General features: G+C 38.2%; 14 protein-coding genes. 3 read left to right on the forward strand and 11 right to left on the reverse strand.

The window, feature by feature from the left end:
• Window positions 1-26: 26 nt before the first annotated feature.
• From SJY37_RS11875 to SJY37_RS11905, 7 genes are all read right to left on the reverse strand, one after another.
• Window positions 27-290 carry a helix-turn-helix domain-containing protein gene (locus SJY37_RS11875; protein ID WP_379953123.1) on the reverse strand — a complete coding sequence of 88 codons (264 nt, stop codon included), beginning with the start codon at window positions 288-290 and terminating at the stop codon, window positions 27-29.
• 524 nt (window positions 291-814) lie between these two features.
• On the reverse strand, window positions 815-4,267 hold the full coding sequence (locus tag SJY37_RS11880; RefSeq protein WP_379953124.1) for a pyruvate carboxylase: 3,453 nt from the start codon (window positions 4,265-4,267) through the stop codon (window positions 815-817).
• Between the two features lie 180 nt (window positions 4,268-4,447).
• Window positions 4,448-6,262: an acyl-CoA dehydrogenase family protein gene (locus SJY37_RS11885; protein ID WP_144783846.1), complete on the reverse strand. Its 1,815-nt coding sequence runs from the start codon at window positions 6,260-6,262 to the stop codon at window positions 4,448-4,450.
• A 177-nt stretch (window positions 6,263-6,439) separates the two neighbouring features.
• Entirely contained in the window at window positions 6,440-7,633 is a 1,194-nt protein-coding gene (locus SJY37_RS11890; protein ID WP_298324660.1) for an acetyl-CoA C-acyltransferase, read from the reverse strand.
• 40 nt (window positions 7,634-7,673) lie between these two features.
• Complete coding sequence (locus tag SJY37_RS11895) at window positions 7,674-8,033, reverse strand: four helix bundle protein (RefSeq protein WP_013752308.1); 360 nt, start codon at window positions 8,031-8,033, stop codon at window positions 7,674-7,676.
• A gap of 77 nt (window positions 8,034-8,110) precedes the next feature.
• A complete protein-coding gene (locus SJY37_RS11900) occupies window positions 8,111-10,519 on the reverse strand; it encodes a 3-hydroxyacyl-CoA dehydrogenase/enoyl-CoA hydratase family protein (protein WP_298324665.1) in 2,409 nt (802 codons plus the stop codon).
• On the reverse strand, window positions 10,519-10,974 hold the full coding sequence (locus SJY37_RS11905) for a MarR family winged helix-turn-helix transcriptional regulator (protein WP_013752306.1): 456 nt from the start codon (window positions 10,972-10,974) through the stop codon (window positions 10,519-10,521). The genes SJY37_RS11900 and SJY37_RS11905 overlap by 1 nt, the downstream gene beginning before the upstream one ends.
• 302 nt (window positions 10,975-11,276) lie before the next feature.
• On the opposite strand from SJY37_RS11905, the gene SJY37_RS11910 reads away from it, so the two are divergent.
• The 3 genes from SJY37_RS11910 to SJY37_RS11920 all read left to right on the forward strand — a co-directional run bounded on the left by SJY37_RS11910 (window position 11,277) and on the right by SJY37_RS11920 (window position 16,855).
• Entirely contained in the window at window positions 11,277-12,479 is a 1,203-nt protein-coding gene (locus tag SJY37_RS11910) for a GAF domain-containing sensor histidine kinase (protein ID WP_298324672.1), read from the forward strand.
• A gap of 210 nt (window positions 12,480-12,689) precedes the next feature.
• Window positions 12,690-15,608, forward strand: a complete 2,919-nt coding sequence (locus SJY37_RS11915) for a PEP/pyruvate-binding domain-containing protein (protein ID WP_298324675.1) — start codon at window positions 12,690-12,692, stop codon at window positions 15,606-15,608.
• Window positions 15,608-16,855 carry a serine hydrolase gene (locus SJY37_RS11920; RefSeq protein ID WP_298324679.1) on the forward strand — a complete coding sequence of 416 codons (1,248 nt, stop codon included), beginning with the start codon at window positions 15,608-15,610 and terminating at the stop codon, window positions 16,853-16,855. Before SJY37_RS11915 ends, SJY37_RS11920 begins: the two co-directional genes overlap by 1 nt.
• Before the next feature lie 65 nt (window positions 16,856-16,920).
• Here the strand turns inward: SJY37_RS11920 and SJY37_RS11925 are convergent, their stop codons facing one another.
• From SJY37_RS11925 to SJY37_RS11940, 4 genes are all read right to left on the reverse strand, one after another.
• Window positions 16,921-19,764: an Npt1/Npt2 family nucleotide transporter gene (locus SJY37_RS11925; RefSeq protein ID WP_298324682.1), complete on the reverse strand. Its 2,844-nt coding sequence runs from the start codon at window positions 19,762-19,764 to the stop codon at window positions 16,921-16,923.
• A 26-nt stretch (window positions 19,765-19,790) separates the two neighbouring features.
• Entirely contained in the window at window positions 19,791-20,687 is an 897-nt protein-coding gene (locus SJY37_RS11930; RefSeq protein ID WP_298324686.1) for a serine hydrolase, read from the reverse strand.
• Between the two features lie 159 nt (window positions 20,688-20,846).
• The gene (gene ggt / locus SJY37_RS11935; RefSeq protein WP_298324690.1) at window positions 20,847-22,538 is read right to left on the reverse strand and encodes a gamma-glutamyltransferase; all 1,692 of its coding nucleotides are present in this window, start codon (window positions 22,536-22,538) and stop codon (window positions 20,847-20,849) included.
• Window positions 22,539-22,571: 33 nt separating this feature from the next.
• Window positions 22,572-23,156 (reverse strand): acyl carrier protein phosphodiesterase, encoded by a 585-nt coding sequence (locus tag SJY37_RS11940; RefSeq protein WP_298324693.1) that lies wholly within the window; start codon window positions 23,154-23,156, stop codon window positions 22,572-22,574.
• Window positions 23,157-23,293 lie beyond the last annotated feature (137 nt).

A 23,293-nucleotide genomic window follows, 5' to 3' on the forward strand; every position in this document is an offset into this window, starting at 1 on the left:
ATTTTGTTTGAAAAAAAAATAAGAATTTAATCTTCCGTTTTGAGTTTGTATTTTTTTAATAAACTTGTAGCATTATCGAATTTGAGAAGTTGATCTATAGTTAATTCAAATACCTTTGCGAAAATTGCCATGTTAGTGAGAGAAATATTTCTTTCACCTCTCTCTATCATTCCTATATAAGTTCGATGGAATCCCGTTTTGAAAGAAAGTTCTTCTTGACTTAACTTTTCTTGAATTCTCAAGTGGCGTATCCTATTACCAAATTCTTGAAGAAGAAATTTATTTATCATTAGTCAAAACTATACTGATTGTATACTTTTATCAACCGACAATATGTATCATTTTATTAAGTTAAGATTGATAATTTTATAATACCTAAAAAGACGATTTAAGCTTTTTATCCTTGTAATATGAACGATATCAACCAAATTGACATTACTTATTTAACTTCAAGTCGGACTATAGAAACATTATTAATTGGACAAAAGTGCAAAAGTGTTTACGTCTATAATTACGAAGGATATCATTTTAGATTATTTCTTGAGCTAAGAGAATTAATTCAATTTGTTCAGCTCGGAAAAGAACCACAATTAGAGTTCTCAAATGATGAGGATTTGGATGATTATTTACTCAACACAAAGTTTTAAGACTCGTAAATTTTTAAAAATTGGTCTCTTCGATTTTTCAATTTTTAATAGGATAGCGTCAATGATAAAAATATCACCCACAAAAAAACCACCCAATTCCTCGGGTGGTTTTTAGTTTGTTACACTTTCGCGAAAGCGTACTTATAAGAAATTAATTGAGCAGCGTACTACTCAATGGTGAGGATAAGGTCATTTTGTGAGACCATATTGCCGTCGCTTACGGTAATGGATGCTACGCGGCCGTCTTTTGAGGCGACTACGGTGGTTTCCATCTTCATGGCTTCAATGATAAATAGTGGTTCGTTTTCTTTTACCTCTTGTCCTTTTTTGACTAGCACTTTATAAAGGGATCCTTGTAGGGGAGCGCCTATCTGGTTGCTGTCTTCTGGGTCTACTTTAAGATTTTCTACTTTCTTAATGTTGAGCGAGGTGTCGTGCACTTCTACAAAGCGGTTTTCACCATTTACTTTAAAGAACACGGTGCGCATTCCTTCATCACTAGGTATCCCAATGGAAAGTAACTTGATGATAACAGTTTTACCAGGCTCTAGCTCAATGAGAATCTCTTCTCCTAATGCCATACCGTAAAAGAAATTCTTAGTAGGTACGAGGGCTAGGTTACCATACTTCTTGTAATTTTCATGCGCTTGCTCAAAAACCTTAGGGTAGAGCATGTATGATAAGAAGTCTTCCATCTCTAGAGGACGTGTAAACCCTTTTTGGAATTTGGCCGTAAAGGTTTCATATTCCTTGTCAAAATCTACAGGAGCCAGATGCGCGTTAGGGCGATCTGTATAGGCGTCTTTATTCTTTAAGATGATAGCCTGTAATTTTTTAGGGAATCCGCCTACTGGCTGCCCTAAATCGCCTTTAAAGAAATTAATCACAGATTCTGGGAAGGAAATCGTGTCGCCACGCTCCATCACATCTTCTGGCGTAAGGTTATTAGTTACCATAAATATCGCCATATCACCTACTACTTTTGAGCTAGGTGTTACTTTAACTAGGTTTCCAAACATACTATTTACAGCAGCATACATCTTTTTTACTTCGGCAAAGCGATCACCAAGACCTAAAGCAGTTGCTTGTGGTCTAAGGTTAGAATACTGCCCTCCAGGAATCTCATGTTCAAAAACCTCTGCGGTTCCTGCCTTGAGTCCAGACTCAAAAGGGTAGTAGAGTTCGCGCGTGTCTTCCCAGAAATTTGAAAACTGATTGAGTTTTTCCATTTCAAAAGGATGCTCACGTTCTTGATATTTCATCATCTCCACCACCGCATTAAAGTTAGGTTGAGAGGTAAGTCCTGATAGTCCGCCTAGGGCTACATCTACCACATCTACATTTGCCTCAATGGCTTTGAGATAGGTAGCCGTCTGTAGTGATGATGTATCATGCGTGTGTAAGTGGATAGGTAAGTTTACGGTGTCTTTAAGCGCTGTTACCAGTTCTGTTGCGGCATACGGTTTTAAGAGTCCTGCCATGTCTTTTATGGCAATCATGTGTGCTCCTGCGTTTTCAAGATCTTTTGCTAGCTGGGTATAATACTTAAGATCATACTTAGTTTGCTTTACGTCAAGAATATCTCCGGTGTAGCTTATCGCACCTTCGGCAATTCCTCCTGTAAGGTTGCGCACGTACTGGATGCTAGGTTCCATGGCTTTTACCCAGTTAAGCGAATCGAAAATTCTAAAAATATCTACACCATTCTCCCAAGATTTTTCGACAAATTTCTCTATCAAGTTATCTGGATACGCCTTGTATCCCACGCCGTTTGATCCTCTCAAGAGCATCTGGAAAAGAATATTAGGCACCGCTTTACGCAGTTCGCGCAGGCGTGTCCACGGACTTTCATGTAAGAAACGCAGGCAAACATCAAAGGTTGCACCTCCCCAAACTTCCATACTAAAGGTGTTAGGGTGATTCTTTGCAAAACTAGAAGCTACCTTAAGCATGTCATACGAACGCATGCGTGTAGCCAGTAGGGACTGGTGAGCATCACGCATGGTCGTATCTGTAAAATGTATCTTTTTTTCTGCCATGAGCCATTTACAGAACTCCTCTGGACCTAACTCTGTGAGTAAGTCCTTGGTCCCTTTCGGGAAAGGGTCTGAGAGGCTGTATAATGGGGTTTCTGGTGTTCTAAAAATCTTAGAGTCGTCCTTTTTCTTTACGTCAGAATTTCCATTCACACTAACTTCTGCAAGAAACTGAACCACTTTTGAAGTTCTGTCTTGCGATAGTTTGATGTCAAATAGGGAAGGAGTGTTCTGTATAAAGTTTACGGTAGTTTTTCCGTTTTTAAAGGTATCTGTCTGGATGACATTTTGCAGAAAGTGAATGTTAGTCTCAACACCACGTATTCTAAATTCTTTTAATGCTCTAACCATCTTACGAATGGAGCCATCAAGCGTTCTACCATGTGCAGAAATTTTGACAAGCATAGAGTCAAAAAACGGACTTACTTTATACCCTTGGTAAATACTTCCCGCATCAAGACGGATTCCCATACCAGAAGCACTGCGGTAGGTAGTAATCTTCCCATAATCTGGCGTAAAGTTATTTACAGGATCTTCTGTTGTAAGGCGGCACTGTATTGCAAAACCATAAGTACCTATAGATTCTTGACCGTAAATTTTAATCTGCTTGTCTGATAGGTCGTAACCTCCAGCTACAAAAATCTGAGTTTTTACAAGATCAATACCTGTCACCATCTCGGTAACCGTATGCTCCACTTGAATACGCGGATTTACTTCAATGAAGTAAATATTATCATCTGCATCTACCAAAAACTCAACAGTACCAATATTGTTGTAGTTTACTTCGGTAGCAATGGCAACGGCATATTTGTATAGATTATCGCGTAGTGTTTGTGATAGCCCATAAGAAGGAGCCATCTCTACCACCTTCTGGTGTCTACGTTGTACAGAGCAGTCACGCTCATACAGATGTCTGATGTTACCGTGAGAATCTGCTACAATCTGTACTTCTATATGCTTAGGATCTTCTACATATTTCTCAAGAAACATGGTGTCATCACCAAAGGAGTTAAGTGCTTCATTACGAGCGGAGTCAAAGCTAAGCTGTAAATCTTCTTCTTTACGGATGATGCGCATCCCACGACCACCACCACCTGAGGCAGCTTTAAGCATCACTGGGTAGCCAATTTTTGTAGCTTCGCTAAGAGCGATATCTAGTGTATCTAGCGCAATTTTATTACTTTCTATTATGGGCACATTACACTTTTGTGCTACTTTTTTTGCAGTGATTTTATCACCTAGTGCGTCCATCACCTCAGGTTTAGGACCTATAAAAATGATACCGTTTTCGGCACATTTTCTAGCAAAGGTGGAGTTTTCAGACAAGAAACCGTATCCAGGGTGAATGGCATCTACATTTTTTGATTTGGCTAGATCAATAATCTGATCCATATCAAGGTAGGGCTTGAGTGGCTCATTATTCTTGCCTATTTGGTAAGACTCATCTGCTTTATTGCGATGTTGTGAGTATCTGTCTTCGTAGGTATAAATCGCAACTGTAGCGATATTAAGTTCGGTACAGGCACGCAGTACTCTAATAGCAATTTCCCCGCGATTGGCGACAAGGACTTTTTTAATTTTCATTGTATAAGATAGGTTGTTGTGTTACGAAATCGTTGTAGTAGTAGGGTACAAAAAAAGCCACTTCAATGGGAGAAGTGGCTTTGATAAAATTAAATTTTCGCGCAAGCGAACATAAACACTTTTAAGTCATTTTCAATACGTAATCTATTACACATAGTTTTAGTGACTTATTAAGATATATTATGCGTCAAAGCGATATTTTCCATGTTGCTCCACATCTGCAGCAATCTGGTTACGTAAGCCTATTACGTTAGGCTGGTTTGTGTACTTTGTAAAACGCTTAAGACCCATAAGCATCATACGTTGCTCATCACCTTCGGCAAAAGAGATAATAGCTTCTTTAGCCTTGGTCTGGATAATATCTACTGCGTTAAATAAGTATAGTTGAGTCATTGCAAGTTGCGTTGCTTGGCTCTCAAGACCTGTACGTTTGATATTCTTCTCTGTACGTAAGATTGCACTCTCAGACATATAGATTTCAATCAAGATATCTGCAGCAGCCATTAGTAATTGCTGGTGTTTCTCTAGCTCTGTTCCATATTTCTTTGCAGCAGATCCTGCTACCATTAAGAATACTTTCTTAAGACGCTTAAGAAGATCTTTCTCTTCAGATAATGTTTCAGAAAAATCTGGTGTATCAAAAGAAGGAATACCCATAAGTTCTTCACCTACAGCAGTAGCAGGCCCCATAAAGTCTACATGACCTTTCATTGCCTTCTTCACCATCATTCCTACCGCTAGCATACGGTTAATCTCGTTTGTACCTTCATAGATACGAGCGATACGAGCATCTCTCCAAGCAGATTCCATAGGAGCATCTGCACTAAAGCCCATTCCTCCAAAAACTTGGATACCTTCATCTGTTGTATTCTGTACATCTTCAGATACAGCAACTTTAAGGATAGAACACTCAATAGCATATTCCTCAACACCTTTAAGCTCTGCTTCTTGGTGTGTGTTTCCTTCTGCATGACGCATAGCGATACGATCCTCTATGTTTTTTGCAGCTCTGTATGATGCAGACTCATCTACATATACGTTTGTTGCCATGGTAGCAATCTTTTGCTTGATAGCTCCAAAGTTTATGATAGGAGTTTTAAACTGTACACGCTCCTTAGCATACGTTACTGCTTCGTTTACTACACGACGTTGTGCATCAAGACAAGCAGCTGCAAGTTTAATACGACCTACGTTAAGTGCATTCATTGCAATTTTAAATCCGTTACCACGCTCAGAAAGCATATTCTCTGCAGATACTACAGTATCGTTAAAGAATACCTGACGTGTAGAAGAAGAGTGGATACCTAATTTCTTCTCTTCGTCACCTAGTGTGATTCCGTTAGAAGGATCATTTTCTACGATAAATCCTGTAATGTTTTTATCGTCTTCTATTCTTGCGAATACGATAAAAAGGTTACAGAAACCTGCGTTTGAAATCCACATTTTCTGTCCAGAAATCTTGTAAGATTTTCCATCTTCAGAAAGTACTGCTTTTGTTTTTCCTGAGTTTGCATCAGATCCAGCACCTGGCTCTGTAAGACAGTAAGCTCCAAACCACTCACCAGTAGCAAGTTTAGGTACATATTTTTGTTTTTGCGCTTCGTTACCATACAAAGTAATTGGCATGGTACCAATTCCTGTATGTGCTCCAAAGGCAGTACTAAAAGATCCAGTTGCACCAGAGATGTAATCACAAACAAGCATTGTAGATACAAAGCCCATTCCTAATCCACCATACTCTTCTGGTACTGCAACACCTAGTAAACCAAGTTCACCAGCCGTACGCATTGTTTCCTCTGTGTATGCATAATCTTTCTTTTCAAAACGCTCCCAGTGTGCCCATAGATCACGATCTACAAACTCCTTAGTACTATCGCGCATCATTCTTTGCTCTTCGTCAAGATCTTCCATTGTGAATACATCTTCACAAGCTGTTTCTTTTACGATAAATTGTCCACCGCGTAGGATATCTTTTTTTGTTTCTTCTGTTGCCATAATTTGATATTAGATTCGAGATTTTAGACGTTAGATAGGGGGTAATCATCCTTCTAAAATCTGATCTCTATGTTTAAATTGTGTTATTCTTTATTTAATTTTTCTTTTCCCGCTTTCGCGAAAGCGAACTTTAAATAGATGAGATGCTCCTTTTAACAGAAGATCTCATCCATAATATTATTTAAGGAATTCGTAAATTCCTGCTGCTCCTTGTCCAGTACCTACACACATAGTTACCATTCCGTATTTACCTGACATATCACGCTTACGCATCTCGTCAAATAACTGTACCGAAAGTTTTCCTCCTGTACATCCTAGTGGGTGACCTAAAGCGATAGCTCCACCGTTTACGTTTATGATATTTGGATCAAGACCGAGTTCACGAATTACTGCAAGTGATTGTGATGCAAATGCCTCGTTAAGCTCGATAAGCTCAATATCATTTTGCTTAAGACCTGCTTGCTTCAATGCCTTAGGAATCGCAGCTACAGGACCTATTCCCATAATACGTGGTGGTACACCAGCCGCAGCATAGTTTACCATACGTGCGATAGGCTCGATGTTTAACTCCTTAACCATTTCCTCACTCATTACCATTACAAAGGCAGCACCATCACTCATTTGTGAAGAGTTACCTGCAGTAACACTTCCTCCAGCAGCAAATACTGCTCTAAGCTTTGCAAGCGCCTCTTTACTAGTTCCAGCACGTGGTCCTTCGTCTTTATTTACTGTGTAAGATCTAGTAGCTTTCTTACCATTTGCGTCGATATACGTTTGCTCCACATCAATAGGAACAATCTGATCTTGGAAACGATCTTCTGCCAGTGCACGTAGTGCTTTCATGTGAGAGTTGTATGCAAACTCATCTTGATCTTCACGAGATACCTTGAATTCATTTGCAACAGCCTCTGCCGTGTTACCCATTCCCCAGTAGTAATCTTCGTGCCCTGTTTTTACAATGGCATCGTAGTTTAATTCTGGTTTAAATCCTGTCATAGGTACAGAAGACATAGACTCTGCACCACCAGCGATAATACAATCGCCCATTCCTGCTTGAATCTTTGCTACTGCCATCCCGATAGTTTCTATTCCAGAAGAACAAAAACGGTTTACAGTTACACCAGGTACATCAATTACGTCAAGTCCCATTAATGAGATAAGACGTGCCATGTTAAGACCTTGCGATCCTTCTGGCATTGCATTTCCTACGATTACGTCATCTATGCGTTTTTTGTCAAATTCTGGCAGCTCCTTCATCATATACTGGATGGTTTCTGCAGCAAGCTCATCTGCTCGCTTGAATCTGAAGACACCTTTGGGAGCTTTCCCAACGGCTGTTCTATATGCTTTTACTATATATGCTGTTTTCATAATTTTTAAGATTATAGAATATGGAGAATAGAGTATAGACTTAATTATTTAGTCTATCAATAAATGCTCCTATCATTCTTTGCAATTGCTGTATACTATCTTTTAATTCTTTATAATCAGTTTCAGAAACATAGTTTTCGATTTTAGCAATCTCTAATTGTGTTTCCCATTCATAAGCAGATCCAAGACTTGTTTCTAAGTAAGACTTAAAATGCTTATCAGTAGATTTTGCAGAGCCTTCTGCGATATTTGATGGAATAGATACTGAACATCTATTCATTTGACTTGTAAGATTATAGATTTCAGACTTTGGAAAGGTTTTAGTCAACTTATAATTCTGACTAGCAAAGGTTACACCATATTGCCAAATCTTCAAGTTTCTAAAATTATGCCTAGCCATTATCTCTACAATCTTTTGTCCATTTCACAAGAGTAAGAAGTCTATATTCTATACTCTATAATCCGTATTCAGAAAAACTAGTTTCTCAACGGTTTCCCTTTCTGTAACATATGCTGGATACGCTCTAACGATTTTCTCTCTGTCGCTAGTGATAAGAACGCCTCACGCTCTAGGTCTAATAAGTACTGCTCAGAAACTCTTGTAGGTTCAGAAAGATCTCCTCCTGCCATTACATAAGCGAGTTTATTTGCGATTTTCTTATCATGCTCAGAGATGTAGTGAGAAGCTTCCATAGAATCTGTTCCTACTAAGAACATTCCTAATGCTTGCTTACCTAATACAAGTACATCATTACGTTTTACCGGTTGTGTATATCCTTGATCTGCCATCTGGCGTGCTACAGCCTTAGCTGTTGCAATCTGACGATCACGGTTTACCACTACGATATCTTTACCGTGCTTAAGAATGTTAAGGTCATACGCTTCATGAGCAGAGGTAGAGACTTTTGCCATACCAATAGTAAGGAAGTGCTCTTGTAGTACATTTAATTGTACATCACCTTTGTCAAACTTATCTGATGCTCTTAAGGCCATTTCCTTAGATCCACCACCACCAGGTATTACACCTACACCAAACTCAACGAGTCCAATATAAGATTCGGCAGCAGCTACAACGCGGTCTGCGTGAAGTGTCATCTCACATCCACCACCTAAAGTCATACCGTGAGGTGCAACAACAGTTGGAATTGCAGAGTAACGTAAACGCATACACGTATCTTGGAAATATTTTATAGCAGCGTTAAGCTCATCATATTCTTGCTCTACTGCATACATGAAAATCATTCCAATGTTTGCACCTACAGAGAAGTTAGTACCTTGATTTCCTATTACTAGTCCGTCGTAGTTTGTTTCGGCCATATCAATAGCCTTATTTAATCCTGCAAGAACATCACCACCTATAGAGTTCATCTTAGAGCGGAATTCTACATTTAAGATTCCGTTTCCTAGATCTTGTACAGATACTCCAGAGTTTGAGAATACTTCAGTTTGTTTTCTAATGTTATCAAGAATGATAAATGAATCTTGACCAGGTTTTTTTACATGCGCTTTCGCGGAAGCGGAATATACATGCGTAGCACCATCTTTTACAGAATAGAAAGTCTCGATTCCAGCAGCAGTCATATCTGTTACCCAAGAGGCAACCTCAAGACCTTCTGCTTTCATTAGTTCGATACCTTTTTCTACACCTACAGCATCCCAAATTTGGAATGGTCCGTGCTCCCAGCCGAAACCAGCTTTCATAGCATCATCTATCTTATAAAGCTCATCTGTAATTTCTGGAATACGATTTTGTACATATGCAAATAAGTGAGCAAAAGACTTGCGGTAAAATTCACCAGCCTTGTCTTTACCACCCACAAGCACTTTAAAACGATCGTATACATTATCGATAGTTTTAGTAAGCTCTAAGGTTGCAAATTTTGCTCTTTTTGCAGAGCGGTAATCCATAGTATCTAGGTCAAGCGTAAGGATTTCTTTTTGTCCTGTCGCATCAACATTCTTTTTATAGAATCCTTGACCAGTTTTTGAACCTAACCATTTATTTTCCATCATAGTGCTGATGAAACCTGGTAAGGCAAATAATTCTTTTCTTTCGTCCTTAGGGCAGTTCTCTGCAATACCGTTTGCAACATGTACAAGCGTATCAAGACCTACAACATCTACCGTACGGAAAGTAGCCGACTTAGGACGACCTATTACTGGTCCCGTAAGTTTATCTACTTCCTCAACCGTCATTCCCATTTCCTTAACGGTATGGAATAATGACATGATAGAGAAGATACCGATACGGTTACCTATAAACGCTGGAGTATCTTTTGCTACTACAGATGTTTTTCCTAAAAATTGCTCACCGTAGTTATTTAAGAAATCAAGTACACTCTGGTCTGTTTTTGGTCCAGGGATGATTTCAAATAATTTCAGGTAACGCGCAGGATTAAAGAAGTGTGTCCCACAGAAGTGCTTCTGGAAGTCTTCACTACGACCTTCAGACATAAACTGGATAGGAATACCAGATGTGTTTGAAGTAATAAGTGTACCAGGAGTTCTGTGTTTTTCTAAGTTTTCAAAAACTTGCTTTTTAATGTCAAGTCTTTCTACAACTACTTCTATAATCCAGTCTACATCCTTCACTTTTGCAATATCATCCTCAAGGTTTCCTGTGGTGATTCTACTTGCAAAAGACTGGTTGTAAATAGGAGAAGGCTTACTTTTTAAAGCAGTAGTAAGTGCATCGTTTACCATGCGGTTACGAACTACTTTATCTTCAAGTGTAAGACCTTTTGCTTGCTCTTTAGCATTGAGTTCTCTAGGTACGATGTCTAGTAAGAGTACATCTACACCGATATTTGCAAAATGACAAGCGATACCGCTTCCCATAATTCCGCTACCGATGACGGCTACTTTCTTTATTCTACGTTTTGCCATTATTTTACTAAGGTTTCTTTTTGGTTAAAAACTTTTCTATTTTGAATCAAATCATTGATGGTATCAATAACTTCATAAAAGTTGTTGATTTTTTCTTCACTTATAGTATTTCTCACAGCACCATTAAAGGTCTTTACTTTTGTTTTTGAGAAATCTCTTTTTTCTTTTCCAAATGGAGTAAGATGTATAAGAACACCGCGTCCGTCTGCTGGATTAGGTTTGCGTTCTATCAAGCCTTTTTCTTCCATAGTCTTAAGTGTACGAGATAGGGAAGTAGCTTCCATACCCATACGAGGACCTAATGCTGTAGATGGTGTTCCTTGGTCTGGATCTATACTTAATAGGGCAAAACCAACGGCCATCGTTACATCAAACTCTGCTGCTTGTTCATTATACATTTTCATTACTGCTTGCCAAGTGGCTCTCAAACAGTAGTCTATTGTTTTATCATTCATAGGGTTTTATTCCGAAATCGTTGTAAATATACAATAATTTACTATGCACGCACAGTAGTTTTTGCGAATTTTATTGATTTCTACTATTTATTTTACTTGAGTAGTTGCTAATACATTGACTGTAATATACCTCAAGTTCGTAGAATTTTTGTAAATTCTATGTTATTATATCGTCTCATGCTATTCAATACAGTCAAAATGATATTGTATAAACGCTATAACGTTAAAAGTAAGCCATTATCTTTGTCCCTTGAGCCGAACTGTTCAACACCCTAAAACGGCTCTTAAAATGTATCGCCAGTATGATAGTACCAGCAACACCAGTAAATGAGTTTAAGCGCATGAAAGCTTTGCATGGTCTAGAACTTCTAGACACAGCTCAAGAACCAGACTTTGATTACATTACTAAACTTGCTGCTTATATATGCAATACGCCTGTAGCCCTCGTCACTCTAGTAGATGAAGACAGACAGTGGTTTAAGTCTAAAGTAGGGTTTGCACCTTGTGAAACCTCACGAGATAGCTCATTCTGCGCACACGCGATTTTAACACCTAATGAGATTTTTGAGATTCCAGACGCTACAAAGGATTTGAGGTTTGTAAACAACCCACTTACTAAGGGCGACGCGCCAGTTATATTCTATGCTGGAATTCCATTGCGTACTAAGAACAAGATGGCTGTAGGATCATTATGTGTGATTGATCATAAGCCTAATAAACTTAATCAAGAACAACGAGAAGCACTCATTACCTTAGGTAAGCAGGTAGAACGTCTTTTTGAATTACGATCTGTAAATGCTAAGCTAAGAGCTGCCAAGGAGAACCTCACTAAGCATAATTCTTTACTACAAGATTTTGCAGGGACCGTATCTCACGATCTTAAAATGCCACTAGCAAATCTCATATTGACATCAGATATTTTAAAGAAAAAATATAATGACGAGATAGATGAAAAAGGTAAAAACTATTTAAGTTATCTTAAAAAGTCATCTATGTCTATGAGTAAGTATATCACTAACATTCTTACGCATTATGAGAGTACCGCTTATGATAAGGATGATGTGCATGAGTTTATGCTTAATGATATGCTTGAGGATCTTGTAGATCTTCTCAATATCAATTATGAGTGCGACGTTCATTTCCCAGAAAATAATATAGAGTTGCATTGCAATAGGTCTGCACTTGACCAGATTTTCTTAAACCTTATAGGGAACAGTCTTAAGTATAATGATAAGAAGCATACGGTAATAGATATCAAGGCCACCCAAACGTCCAAGCATTTTGAATTTTCTATAAGAGACAATGGTCGTGGTATAGAAGAGGATAAGGTAGATAGTATTTTTACATTATTTAGTACCGTAGGACATTTAGACAAAAATGGAGAACGCGGTCATGGAATTGGACTTTCTACTGTGCAGAAACTTGTAAATAACCTTGGCGGTACAATAAAAGTAAAGTCGGAGCTTGGGAAATTTACAGAGTTTATTTTTACAATAGCGAGATAGCTAAGTACGCTTTCGCGAAAGCGTAACACTTCATATCATTGGTAATTCAAGCCTATAAATTTACCGTAGGTGTCTGGCTACCAAATAGGCTTGCTGTAGGCTATAATCGTTATTATTAAGTTAATTATCACTTAGATTTACGTTAATCTCTAGTCAATCAAATTTGGACTAACCTATATTAGTCCAAACAATCAAATCAAACATTACTACATGTTGAAAATTACCCAGTTATTGCTTACAATTCTTACTATTTGTATAGCAAGTGCAATGTATGCGCAGGACCTTCCTGTTGCATCTATAAAAAAGAGTATTGAAACATTTAAAGAAAATGCTCGTGGTCCTTACAAAAAGATTGAATGGTTTTGCAAAGATGGTACACGGCGCGAAGCACGTGACCCTTGTCCAGATGACATAGGTGGTGGAGTACAACATGCTAGTTACAGTGATGATCTTATCGCACTAGGTAAAAAGCACCATATATATGTAGCAGACATTCTTGCAAATACAGATAAAGAACTTTTTTGGGATGTGGCAAACGACCATAGCCGCATTAAACAATATCAACTTGCTCGCTACTTAGGGAGTGTAGATGATGGATGGGTGCAGCGCAAATCTCAATTTTATAGAGGAGCTGTACAATCTGAAGATGAAGAAGCATGGGGTATCGACTTTTATGAGTGGCTACTGCGTAGCGATACGAGACTAAGACAGAATTACTATTTACTGCGTCAAACATTGCGAGATATACCACACGATGGTGATAGTAACATTGCACAACGTATGCGTAGCGAATCAAAAATCCTAGCCGAAGATTATCCTAAGTTTATGGATGCTCGTATTAAGATACATGGTAAACCTAGCGTGAGTGATATCCAGATGGTACAAGAATTTAGAGCAAAGCATAAAGGCAATCTTTCTGATAAATTGAAATCTCAGTTTGATGATTTAGAAAAAACAATGGCTGCTTTTTATGCACCTATTAACTTTAAGGAATTACAAGCACAAGTAAATCGTGTTTCTGTAAAAAATGAGCTCACGGAACGTATAACAAGCTTTCTTGCAAACAGCGAGCGTGACGCCTCTCCTGAGATATTAGTGCCAGAAATTGCAGACATTTTGTGCTTAATTCGCCAAGAGATAGAAACTTTAGATATAGGGAGTGATAAGCTCACTATGCTTGATCTCTCTAACGAACTTGAAGATATACTTTTAATAAAAACACAAGAATGGAAACCAGAGACACTCAAGAGTTTACTATATAAGATTCAGACGTTGGGTTATGCCGCAACGGGAACAGGACTTATAGAAATGAATGAGTGGGCAGCGGTAGAGCCTTATCTAATTGCCGATAGTTATCATAACGATAAAAGCGTAGCCCAACTGAACGATTTTCTTGCCACATCAAGAGGACTTGTAGAGTGGAGCGCCTCTCAGGTAAAAGCAAACTATCAAGAAATTGTTGATACCTATGCGCAGTTTGAACCTAAGGCATATGGCTTCATAGATGATCGTGTACGCTCGTCTGTTGCTCTTGACTTAGGAGAGAGTGTAAGTACGTTAGGAGCTTTTATAGCAAAGCATTCAGGACTTGAAAACAAGGTGATGGATATAGATGGACAATCTTCTGTACGAGGATTAAACCCAGGTTATGCATACGGTGAGCTTGTGGTTATAGAAGGATCTCCAGAAGGTGTGGAGGTTGATACGGAGAAAATTTACGTTTTTGAAAAACCACCATCAGACTTAAAGCCAGTAGCTGGTATTATGACCGTGTCAGAAGGTAATCTTGTTTCTCACGTACAATTACTAGCTAGAAATTTAGGTATTCCTAATGCTGCATTATCACAAGAAAATCTACAAGATTTGAGTAAGTATAGTGGTAAGAACGTGTTTTATGCCGTTTCAAACAAGGGAAGCGTTATCATAAAAGGCGAGGACGATATTACAGATGAGGAACGTGAGTTATTTACAAAGAAGCAACGTTCTACTAGCCAAGTGACCGTTCCTGTAGAAAAAATTCAGCTTGATAAAAAAGATATTATAAACATGCGAGATCTTGATGCAAGTGCATCTGGAAAACTTGTAGGTCCTAAGGCGGCAAATCTTGGTCAGCTTAAAAAGATGTTTCCAGAGCAGGTGGTAGAAGGTCTTGTGATTCCTTTTGGAATATTTAAAGATCACATGGACCAAAAAATGACCGATTATGATGGTTCTTACTGGGATTTTTTAAATAACGCTTTCGCGAAAGCGGAAGACATGAAAACCTCTGGCGCATCGTCAAAAGAGATAGAGACCTTCCAACTGGAAGAGTTGAAGAGGTTGCGTGATGCTATCAATTTAATGACACTTAAGCCATCATTTGTGAATAGTTTGCGAGCAGATTTCCAGAAAGTATTTAAATCACCTATCGGTAAAACGCCTGTGTTCTTACGTAGTGATACAAATATGGAAGACCTTGAAGAGTTTACAGGCGCAGGATTGAACCTGACGCTCTTTAATATCTTAGATGAGGACAAAATCTTAAAAGGAATTAAAGACGTTTGGGCTTCTCCATACACAGAGCGTAGCTTTAAATGGCGCCAGCAATATCTGAGTAATCCAGAAAATGTATTTCCATCCATTTTAATTATACCATCTGTAGATGTGGATTATAGTGGAGTGATGATTACCAAAGGAATTAATCAAGGGACAGATGAGGATCTTACAATCGCCTTTAGCCGTGGTGCAGGAGGAGCAGTAGATGGCCAAGCTGCCGAAACTAGACTTGTAACAGCAACAGGCAGCAGGTTACTTTCTCCTGCACGTCAAGCAGATTATATACGCTTACCGGCAACGGGAGGTGTGAAGAAGAACATAGCCACCTTTGATAGGCAAATACTCAACGAGAAAAACATAAATGATATACGTGCAATAGCTCAGTCTATAAGAACGCGCCTTCCAGAAATGACAGGATCTACTTATGATGGAGCTTATGATGTTGAGTTAGGATTTGAGAATGACAAATTGTGGTTATTCCAGATTAGACCTTTTGTAGAGAATAAAACGGCAAAGACTTCTGAATATTTAGAATCTATATCGCCAGTAATTAATGAAGACTTTTTAATAACCTTAGACGCACCAATAAACTAATGAAGACATTTATCACATTTACATTTATTGCATTATCCACACTTGTTGCCACGATGATTTATCCAATAGATGGATATGACAGCACTGGAATCAAAAGATTGTATCGTCTTCAAAAAATGGAGAAAGATAGCATTACTAATAAGCGTATTCCTAATGGAGCTTATTTAAAATTAAATGATATTAAGTTGAATTTGCTTTCGCGAAAGCAAGATTCTCTTGGTGCACTTCTCGTTGAAGATCCAGAATTTGCGCGCGCTATTGCAAGAATCACTCCAGGCGGAAACTACTCCCTTGCAGTTCTTGATATGAGCAATCCAGAAAACTTGAAATATGCAGCCCATAGAGAGAATGCTGGTTACCAGCCAGGAAGTGTGGGTAAAATTGCCGTACTAAACGGTTTTTTTAATGAGCTTGCAGAGACCTATCCAGATGATTTTGCACTACGTACAGGACTTATGTGTAATAAACGAGTGAAAGCACGTTACTGGGGTACAGGAGATCACCACACCATTCCAATTTATGATATTGAAAAGGATAAGCTTACAAAACGCCAAGTAGTGGCAAGTGATGAGTTTTCATTATACGAGTGGGCAGATCATATGGTGTCTGTAAGTAACAACGGAGCTGCAAGTGTATTATATAGAGAAACGATGTTACTAGACGCTTTTGGAAGAGATTATGCAGAATTAACAGAAGAAGAGTCTGAAAATTACTTTATAGAGACAGATAGAGACTCTCTTACCAGCCAAGCAAACAGAGTTGTAAATCAGCCACTAAGAGAGCTGGGGATAACAGAAGATGACTGGAGACTAGGAGGGATGTTTACAAGACCTGCTGGAAAGTATGTAGGTCGTGAAGGTGGAAGTATAGGAACTCCTAAAGGACTCATGAAGTTTCTAGTAGCCTTAGAGCAAGGAAACGTAATAGATGAAGAAAGCTCACTAGAGATGAAGCGTTTATTATATATGACAGATAGAAGAATACGTTATGCACAATCTAATAGACTTGATGATGCCGCTGTGTTTTTTAAATCTGGATCATTTTATAAATGTGATCGCAGTAAAGACCCAGGATGTAAGGATTATGCCGGAAATGTATATAACTATATGAACTCTGTAATCATTGTAGAGCAACCTAATGGAAAGAAGTACATAGTTTGCTTAATGACCAATGTGCTTAATAAAAACTCTGCTGGAGCTCACATGTATCTAGCAAGTAGTATTGATGAGGTGGTGAATCCATCCTAGTCATCACAATTAATTAATACCTTTAAAAATGCCCATTAGAACTCATCTAATGGGCATTTTTTATATTATTTGTTAGCTTTCTGAGAGCTTTTAAGACCTTGTAGAACTCTCGTTGCTAGCTTGCTTATGCCTTTGTTTCTATGTTTAGTAAAAGATTGTGTGATGGGAATGTATCTCGCATCCTCTAAGATTTCTATAAGATGTAGCATGGCGATATTCATTTGCCTGCTTCGGTTTCTTATTAAATTACGAATAGTTTGAAATTCTGACTGATCTTCTATTTCAAAGTGTGCTGTATCTGCTCCTTCTGTTTCAATAATATTGTACTCTAGCAGCGGTAAGATCTTATTCTTAAGTTTAATGTGAAGTAGGTTATCTAAAAATTCGATAGCGTTCACTTTTGCATTATCATCATCACTTTTTAAGCCTAGAAAAGCAGCTGTAATGTCGTCTTGGTTATAGCGTATGCTCAGTAAAGTAAAAATACTATTCAGACTCAAATCTACTTGTTCTCTTAAAATCATTACAATTGCCTCGCGTGCGAGTAAGATTTCTGTTTCCTTTCCGTTTATGTCTTCGCTTAGGGAAGTCGTATTTACAAGCTTTATAAAGGTTGAAAGGGCATTTATGGTGCTTTGATAATAGTTGCTTTCCGTTAGGATGTATCTTGTTATGCGTCGCTTATCTATTATTAGAGAAGGATTTTGCGTGCTTAATTTCAACAATGATTTTGAGGCATTCTTGCGTACGATAAGATTATTACTAGCTAGAAATTTATATAAAATGCGTACTGCATTCTGAGAATTAAAAGTTGCAATGACCTTAGGTAGATTTCTTTTTATGTCAAGGCTAAAAGCATCCTCACTTTCTAACTGAAGCAGGGTTTTGGTAATTTCTGGTCCGTACTGAGTTAAACTTTTTATAGCAGTCTTACGTAAGTCTTTATCCTCTAAGTATTGCAGTAGGTGTCCTACAAATAATGGATCTGTAGTGATACCTGCAGCTTGAATGGCTTTTCTAGCAACAGAACGTTGCTTGTTACTAAAATGAATAGAGATGAAATAATAAAATTCTTTCATCCCAGAGTATGCAATCGTTAGCAGTAATTCTGATGTTTCTTTTTGATTTTCTAATCCTTCGGGAGTTCCTAATCTCTCGATTTCTTTGGCAATACGATTTCTTAAGTCAAATCGCGTTGCAAGGCGATCATTAGTGCGCGCATCTTGTGCAAGACAAAGTAATGCAGCTTTTGATATTCTTTGATTAGGGTGGTTGAGGTATTCGTTAAAGACGCTGTCGTCTTCTAATTGGGTATGATGCAATAAGTATTGTAATACAGCAAGTGTGAGCGCATCATCTTCGTTAGAGAGCAGTGTTTTTACCTTAGCTAGCGCTGTTCCTTCTTTGTATATATATAATTCTTCTAAAGCTGCTTTTTTTACAGCGTTAGAAGGGTGATCGAGAAGTTTTACAATATGTGACTTAAGAGGATTGAGTTTTGTAGTAGATAACCTCGTAAGGAGCGTAAGTATTTCTTGTTCTTCACCAGTTTGTAAAATACGTCTCGCGGTAGAGATTGTTCTATCTTCTTGGAATGTCTTTTTAGAACTCTCCTTGTTGAGAAGTAAGCTCTTTAAGTTAGTTCTGAAAGAGTCAAAATAAGCATCCCTTAGTTTGTAAATTAAAATGAGCCAAACAAATAGAAAAAAGAGTGTGAGTACTGTCACAAACTTAGTATCCAGCTCCATTCCTTTTATAACAAAAATGAGCAAAAATCCTGCAAGACCTGTAGCAACACTGTCTACTACGATGTCTATAAATGATTTAGCTTGATTTTTTATTGCGTAGGGTATGGGTAAAATAGAAAGCTCGGCAGCTGCTTTGTTTATTGATTGTTTGAAGCTACCATCTAATCCTTTGATAATGATAAGTACCCAAAGCTCAGGTACCGTAAGAAATAGGAGTGATCCCAAAGCAATCCCTAATGGAAGGATGAGCATGGTTGAGGTTACCCCAAGATAACTGAGCACTCTGTTTGTGATAAACAGCTGAATTAATAGTGCAACGACATTAAATGAAGAGAACCAAAAACCCAAAAACGAAGCTAACTCATCTGAATCTGGCAATGCTCTATGCGCAAAATCACTGAATTGAAAATCTACGAGCTTAGCAACAACGACACTTACACCAATTATAGACGCGAGGTATAGTAAATGCTTTGATTTTGATATGAGTTGGTACGCATTGCGGTCTGGCGAAGTTGCTTGATGAACCTCTTTCTTTCTAGAATATACGGTAAGCGTACGAAGCCTTAAATTCCATATGTGGTGTAAAATGGGAACACATGAGAGAATAAGAATACCTGCTATGAGAATAGAAACCTTATTCCCGAACATTGCAGAAATAAGCGTTGTCAAGTATCCTCCAAAAATACCTCCAGCAATAGCACCAGCACCTATAAAACCAAATAAGCGCTTTGCTTCTCTAGCATTGTACACCATGTTTGCCAGTATCCAGAACTGTGACGTTACTACAACTGCAAAAAGCGATATGAGAACATAATAGAGATAAAGCACCCAAACTTCAAGAAATTTGAAGTGTAGCGCTATAGAGAGAATAATGAAAAATAGACAAAAAGCAGAGAGTGTGATTGTCGCAACCCTCTTAAAAGAATATTGTTTAAGCGCTTTGTTATAAAAAAACGAACTAATGATGGCTACCACGGCAACCATGAGATACCCATAGGGTAATTTTTCTGCACCTAGGGCAGAGAGGAAAAGTGCATTTACTGTAGGCTTAACAATGAGCAATACTGTAATCACCAAAAAGATGTACAGTTGCATAAAAAAAGAGATGGTGATTTCACCATCTCTTATATCAAAGGCTTTTTTATAAAGTCTTTTTATCATTAATTATGTTTGGATTGTGAGACACTCTAGTTGAATGCTAAAGCTCGTGATTTTTTCATTGCTTTTTCTAAAGGAATTACTAAATCTCTAACAATCTGCTCTCCTTGAGAATCATCTATAAGAGCAACCAAAATATATTTACGCTCAGGTCCCCATACTAACACAGAATCTGAGTGCCAGTTTTTCCATGATCCGGACTTTCTATAGATGTCAGCTTTTGGAGCAATTTTATCCAGTGTATTTACAAACTTGTGGTGTAATGCAGGATCTTTCATGATTTTAAGCATTTCTAAAGATCTTGCTGGGTTGATAAGATTTCCCATCGCAAGTTGGTAATAGAAGCTACATACTTGTCTTGCAGTCGCAGCATGGCTAAGACCTTTCATAGGTTCTGGATGGCGTCTCCCGCCTGCAGCATATCTTTTTCCTACCCATAAACCACCACCTACTTCTTCATCATAAAGTTTAAGCTGATCGCTACGTAGTACTTGTTCTATTTTTTCATAACCTACACGGTCTATCATACGTGTAGATGCAGCATTATTTGATTTACTAATCATAAGATGCATATCCTTGCGCACTTCTTTAGAATCTTTAAGCTCGCCATTTTCTATAGCATCCATAGCTGCAAGTAAAATTGCAATTTTAGGTAGACTAGCTGCATACATCATAAACTCATCGTTTAATCCTGCATATTCTATTCTATCTACATTACTCATATCTACAATACCTATAGACATTTTATTTGCTTTGACCATGCTCTTCCATTTAGGATTCTTTGCTATTTCTTGAGAAAGTAGTTCTTGAAGAATAGGACTAGAGTGTGTCTCTAGTGGAGCGACATCACTTACCGCTAGTGGAAGATTTTGTGCCGTCATCACTGAGGCAAGGAAGGAGCACATAAAAAGCGCAATGTATTTCATAAATATATGTTTTTTTAAAGGTTTCTTATAGTATACAAAAAGGCTGCCAAAGATAGCAACCTTTACTGTTAAAACGATGATAACGTTCTATAATCAACTATAGTATTTACTGTATTCTTAAAGTTATTATAAAATTGGGTGTTATACTCGTGAAGCTATTTAGAACCCTACCGCAGTATCATCTCCACGTCTATCTGCGCCACCTTCTAATGTGCCGTCAGGAAGCACTAAAATACCGTCTACTTTTCCGATAACTGGAGATTGTTCTTCATTTGTGTTGTATCCTTTTTCTTGTAATCCTTTTATAGTTTCAGCATCAAAACTATTTGGTTCAAATAATACAACATCTGGTAACCACTGATGGTGAAAGCGTGGTGCATTTACCGCTTCTTGCATAGTCATTCCATATTCATGAACGTTAAGAACCGTTTGTAATACAGAAGTAATTATTGTTGATCCTCCCGGAGTTCCTACGGTCATCCAGAATTCTCCATCTTTTTCTACTAGTGTAGGAGTCATACTTGATAGCATACGCTTCCCTGGTTCAATCTTATTTGCCTCGGCACCTATGAGGCCAAACATATTAGGAACTCCAGGTTTGCTAGAAAAATCATCCATTTCATTATTTAAAAAGAAACCTATCTCGTCTACATATAATTTTGATCCATAAGCACCGTTAAGCGTGGTTGTCACAGCAATTGCATTACCGTACTGATCTATAGCACTGTAGTGCGTGGTTTCCATACTTTCATAGCCTGGTAACTTCCCATGGCTCATGTCACTTGACTTTGTGGCAATATCCCAAGAAAAAGTATCCATTCTATTTTTTGCATACTCGTCAGACAGTAATGTTTCCAGCGGAATTTCAACAAAGTCTGGATCTCCTAGATAAAAGCTACGATCTGCATAGGCTCGTCGCTCGGCTTCGGTAAGTAGCTGTATGCTCTCTAACGTATTATGTCCATATTGTGAGATGTCATATGGTTCAATCATTTGCATGATTTCAGATAAGCATACACCACCAGAACTGGGAGGACTCATGGAGATAATTCTTAAGTTATCATATTCAAAAGTTACGGGAGTACGCCATTTTGCTTCGTAAGCAGCAAGATCTTCCATCGTTATAATTCCACCTTTTGATTGTAGGTAGTTCACTAGCTTCTGTCCAGTTTCTCCTTTGTAAAATTCATCTTTACCATTTGCGACAATACGCTCTAGTGTTTTTGCAAGAGCTTCATTTTTGAGAGTAGACATTTTCGCGAAAGCGTTTGCATATAAAATACTATCTCCATTAAGCTCGATAAACTTCTCGCGCAATGCGTCAAATCGTTTTGCTTGACTCTCAGTTACCACATATCCATTACGAGCAAGATCAATGACCGGTTGTAAAATTTGAGACATAGGTAAAGAACCAAACTTCTCGTGTACGGCAAACATACCCGCAAGACCTCCAGGAACACCCACAGCAAGGCTTCCCTCTGTGCTTAGGTTAGGAATTACATTACCATCTTCATCAAGGTACATATCGTGCGTAGCGGCTGCGGGAGCCATCTCTCTATAATCAAGTGCGCCTATCTCGCCATCCTTAGTACGATATACTAGAAAACCACCACCACCTAGACTTCCTGCAAAAGGATATGCCACGTTAAGCGCCATATCTGTTGCAATCATGGCGTCAAAAACATTACCGCCTTGCTCCATAATTTCTGATCCTATGCGTGAGGCTTCTTCTCGAGCAGAAACTACCATTGCTTTTTGTGCAATTAATCCATGTATGGGCTCAGGAGTAGACGTTTCTGTCTTGCACGTTATAAATAAGATAGGAGAGAGGAGTAATAGTATTTTTTTCATGTGGTTGTATTTTCTAACGTAAATATATCAAACTTATAGTTCTTTGAGTTTTAATGCAACAAATGCCTGTAGCTCCTCAAAAAACCGTGTAAATTCATCTTCAAAGGCCTCATAATGTTCTGCTAGGTCTTCTATAGCCTTATCCATCGCTACGCGGCGTTTTGTGCGTATATTCATATTATAGAGCACTGTGCCTATTCCTTCCATAGTCGCATAACTAAGTAACCAGTTTTGTTCCATCATCGGAATCATCATTTTCTGAATTCGGCTCGTGAGCAGATGGTGATTATCCTCAAGTAATTGATAAAAATCTGCGATGTATATGTCTAAAGGCGTGTCGTGATAGTTCTTCCAGTTTTTGGCAAGAAAGTGATCGTATAGAATATCTACTATCACACCAGAGTAATGTCCATATTTCTCATGAAGCCGCTTTGTACTTTGTTTTACAATAGGGTGACTGTCTGTATAACTATCTATCCAGCGGTGTATTAAAATCCCTTTCTGGATATCATCTGAGTATTTGAGGTACTTTTTACCCTTAATACCATCTGCCATAAAGTTTCCTATGGTTTCTTGTGGTAATCCGTCTGTAAGGTAAATGTGTGCAAGGAAGTTCATATAGAGAACAAGATAGTCGTTGCAAGTTGTATTATCAATGGTAATGGGGCAAATAATACTTAAAAAATCAATGTTGCGATAGTTACGCTTTCGCGAAAGCAAAAAAACTTAAACATAATTTAAATTGCGTCATAAGT

Source organism: Dokdonia sp. R78006 (assembly GCF_042466145.1).
In the GTDB taxonomy this organism is placed as follows: Bacteria; Bacteroidota; Bacteroidia; order Flavobacteriales; family Flavobacteriaceae; genus Dokdonia.